At 53.5% G+C, this 4048-nt stretch carries 4 protein-coding genes; 1 reads left to right on the plus strand and 3 read right to left on the minus strand.

The annotated features are described in order from the left end of the window. From B3Z49_RS22035 to B3Z49_RS09835, 3 genes are all read right to left on the minus strand, one after another. On the minus strand, positions 1–1036 hold a 1036-nt coding region (locus B3Z49_RS22035; protein ID WP_349676377.1), incomplete at its 3' end, for an ABC transporter substrate-binding protein. Then, complete coding sequence (locus B3Z49_RS09830; RefSeq protein WP_296990424.1) at positions 1033–2376, minus strand: sensor histidine kinase; 1344 nt, start codon at positions 2374–2376, stop codon at positions 1033–1035. The genes B3Z49_RS22035 and B3Z49_RS09830, both read right to left, overlap by 4 nt. Before the next feature lie 43 nt (positions 2377–2419). Further along, complete coding sequence (locus B3Z49_RS09835; protein ID WP_064787357.1) at positions 2420–3091, minus strand: response regulator transcription factor; 672 nt, start codon at positions 3089–3091, stop codon at positions 2420–2422. Between the two features lie 184 nt (positions 3092–3275). On the opposite strand from B3Z49_RS09835, the gene B3Z49_RS09840 reads away from it, so the two are divergent. Then, positions 3276–4048, plus strand: a 773-nt coding sequence (locus tag B3Z49_RS09840) for a Bug family tripartite tricarboxylate transporter substrate binding protein (protein ID WP_296990426.1), incomplete at its 3' end; no start/stop codon positions are given.

Consider the following 4048-nt stretch of genomic DNA (forward strand, 5'->3'; position numbering starts at 1 on the left):
CGAATTGTTTGCCAGAACCTGCTGGCCTTCGCGCGACAGCAAAAAGTCGATGAACAGTTGCGCTTGATATTTGGCCCGGGACGTCTTGGGTACAAAGGCCGTGCGGCTCATTGTAATGGTGTAATCGCGCAGGAAATAANNCGTCGCTGTCCAGGCTGTGGTCTCGGTTAATGGTCGGTGGAGGAGGGGTCGGTGATGGGGCAGGGTGGACTGGTATCGCTGGGGCAGGTGTCCCACAGTCACATGATTGACGGACATCGGCCCNNATGGTGTAATCGCGCAGGAAATAAACCCCGATATCCGGGTTTTCCCGTGCCGCGGCCATGGCATAGGACCCAATCACGTTATAGCCAAGTACAAGTTCCCCAGTCGCAACGCGGTCGAGAATTTCCGACGAACAACAAAACAACTTTGCGCCTGCACGACCGAATGTTTCGGTCAAACGTGATGTCTGGTTGTTCTGAATGGCATCCTGAGTGGCAAAGAAATATCCGATCCCCGACTGGCGAATGTCATAGGTGCCAATCTTTCCGCTGAACAATTCCGGATTGTCGCGCACCATATTGGACAGATCCGTATGGGAAACCGGGCTCTCCAATCCTTCAAACGCCTGCTTGTTATAAACAAGTGCCGCCGGCTCAAAGGAAAACCCGTAAAGTTCGTTGCGCCACTGGGCCCAACTAGGTATCGCATCGACGTTTTCCGGCTCGAACCGATAGGCCAGCCCCTCATTGACCAGCTTGACCTGCAAATCCATCGCCGGGCTGATGATCACATCGGCTTCCATTTTCGGGTTATCAATATTGTACATGACAACCTGATAAAGTTCGCTGGTATTGAACTCGCGATAAACGACGTCAATGTCGGGATATTTCGTCTCAAACACCTTGATAAAGGGCTCCACCGCCGAGGTATCGGTCGCCGACCAGACATGCACCTGAACACGCGCAAGGGCCTGCGTGCCCCAAAGCATCGCCAAAACCAAAACTGCGACCTGCGCGCAAACGCGCGAAAAGCGTCCGAAAAATACCGTCATTCCTGCCCCCCTTCGACCACGGGAAACACCATTTCGACACGCAACCCGCCAGCGGGCGACTGCCCCAATATCAGTTCCGCATGATGCCGTTCGGCAACTGCGTTAACGATGGCAAGTCCAAGACCGGTACCGGTACTCAGACTTGAAAACCGTTCCAGTACGGATGCGTGTTTCCCGACATCAATCCCCGGCCCGTTGTCATCAACGATCAGGTGACATTTTTCACCCGATTTGCGCACCAGGATATCAATCTTATGCGGTGCCTTTCCGTGTTTGATGGCGTTATCCACCAGATTGCGCAACGCCTCGCGAATGCCAATTTCATCAAGCATCACAAACACCTGCTCATCCGGGGCAAGGTCACTTTCGATGGAAAATTCCGTATCATATTTAAGATAATCGCGAATGATGTCGCCAAAGGCAGTCCGCACCACATCAACCAAAGCCTTGCGCGCCAATGGTGTATTGTCTGCCCGATGAATGATCATCGCGTGCGATAACAGCTGGTTGGTCAGACGAATGGTTCTTTGCGCCTGTTCTTCGGCCTGCTTGATACGCGCCTGCTGCTGATCTGCGTCCGACTGGCGACTTGCACTTTCAAGCAACCCTTGCAACGCGCCAAGCGATGTACGGGTTTGATGCGCCACATCGGCGATAAAGGCCTGCGCATTATCAAGGCTTTTCTTGTGGCGCAGGATCAAACCATTGATCGAACGGGTCAGACTGGCGACTTCGCGCGGCGGCGTGATCTCGATTGGTGAAAAGTCGGTCGGTTCGCGATGCCGCAACTGGCGTTCAATCCCGATCAGGGGCGAAAGCGCACGGTTAATCCCAAACCAGACAAATCCCAGTCCAATGGCCGTTACCAACAACAGTAACGCAATCGCATTGATCATCATTTCGCGCGCAAAGGCGTCTCTGGCAATTCGGGTTTGTCCGATCTGAACAACCACCCAATCGCCATACCCTGCTCCGGCAAGAAACCGCCCCTGAAGCAGGAAGCGCACGTCTTCACCGCTGTAATGGGTATCAAAAAATACCGGCTGGTCGGATGGTTTATATTGCTCGGGCAGTGGCAAATTCCCAGACCCGGTCAGGGTTTTGCCATTGGCAGTAAAAATACGATAGAAAACCCGGTCACTTTCGGCCAGACCGATCAATTCCAGCGCCGAATAGGGAATTTCGACACTGGGCCCGGTTGGCGTCACCAGTGTACGTTCCAGAATGGCAAACGCCGCACCACTCAAAAGCCTGTCATAGGAATGGTTCGCCGCATCGCGTGCATAACTCCAGATCCCGACCGCGATACTGACAAGAATGATCGCAAATCCAACCGCCATGCTGGTCAAAAGCCGCTGGCGTAAAGAATGATGTCTGGCCGTCTTATTCATCCGCAATATGGGCAATATACCCAAGCCCCCGAATGGTCTTGAGGATAATCGGCCCACCAGACAATTTCTTGCGCAATCGGGTGACCATCTGCTCGACCGCATTCATGCTCGGCGCTTCATCAAACGAATACACCTTGTCTGCCAGATCTTCCTTGGTCAGAACCCGTTGCAGATTGCCGATGAAGATTTCAAGCAGCTGTACTTCGCGGTTACGCAATTCAATATCGCGACCGTCAATCGTTGCGACTTTTGATGCCCGATCAAACACAAGGTTTCCGGCGCGAAATTCATTGGATGCCGCCCCGCTTCGGCGGCGGATAAGGGCGCGGCAGCGTGCCGCAAGTTCACGCAGATCGACCGGCTTGACGATGTAATCATCTGCACCGCCATCAAGCCCGATCAAACGGTCATCGATTTCCGACCGCGCTGTCAGGATCAGGACCGGGGTGGCATCCCCGCGGGCACGCATTGATCGTAAAATTTCAAACCCGCTACGGCCCGGCAGATTGACATCCATCAGAACAAGATCGAACTGCTTGTGACGCAGCAAATCGTTCGCAAGCTCTCCATCATGCTCGCAATCGATGGCATGACCATCCGCGTGCAAACGATCCATGATCGTTTCCGCCAATGTTTCATTATCTTCAATCAAAAGAATACGCATGGCCGGATATTAGGCGTGCTTTGGGTTTCTTACAATTTGTTACACTCGATGTCAGCTTCAAGTCAGGAAGGAGTCAGCCTCCCGTCAGCATACCGTCAAGGCAATGTCAGTCTCGTGGCGTATAGCAGTTATGCGGATCGAACATTGATGCGCGTAAAGAATAATCCAATGGGAGGATACAACTATGAAAAAGCTGTTCGCAGCTTCCGTTGTCATGGCCGGTTGCCTTTTTGGCACCGCGCATGCCGCAGACATTGAAAAACCCGAATGCATTGCCCCGGCCAAGCCGGGTGGCGGTTTTGACCTGACTTGCCGTGTTGCCCAGGCTGGCGTCGGTGACAAGTTGGGTGACCCGATGCAGGTGACCTTTATGCCGGGCGGCATTGGTGCGGTTGCCATCACCCTTTTCAACACCACCCGTACTGATGATCCCAATGCCATCGTTGCATTCTCGTCGGGTTCGCTTCTGAACATCGCGACGGGTAAATACGGTGAGTGGACTGAAAACGACGTTCGTTTTCTTGCTACTGTTGGTGCTGATTTCGGTGCGGTCATCGTCCGTGCAGACAGCGAATACAAAACCCTTGATGACCTGATGAACAAGATCAAGGAAGACGAAGGCAGCCTGGCAATTGGCGCCGGTGGTTCCGTTGGTTCGCAGGACTGGATGAAAGCAGCCCTGCTTCTTAAGTCTGTCGATCGTGATCCGCGCAAAATGATCTATGTCGCCTATGATGGCGGCGGCGATGCCCTGACCGGTCTTCTGGGCGGCAGCATCGATGTCTATACCGGTGATATCGGTGAAATGACCGCACATCTTGGCACCGGCGAGCTGCGTGTTCTCGCTGTCATGTCTCCGGAACGCCTCGACGAGCCGTTTGCAGACATTCCGACCACCAAGGAACTTGGTTACGACGCGGAATGGACCATCATGCGTGGTTTCTACATGGGTAAAAA

The sequence above is a fragment of the Thalassospira sp. UBA1131 genome, from assembly GCF_002311515.1.
Classification (GTDB): domain Bacteria; phylum Pseudomonadota; class Alphaproteobacteria; order Rhodospirillales; family Thalassospiraceae; genus Thalassospira.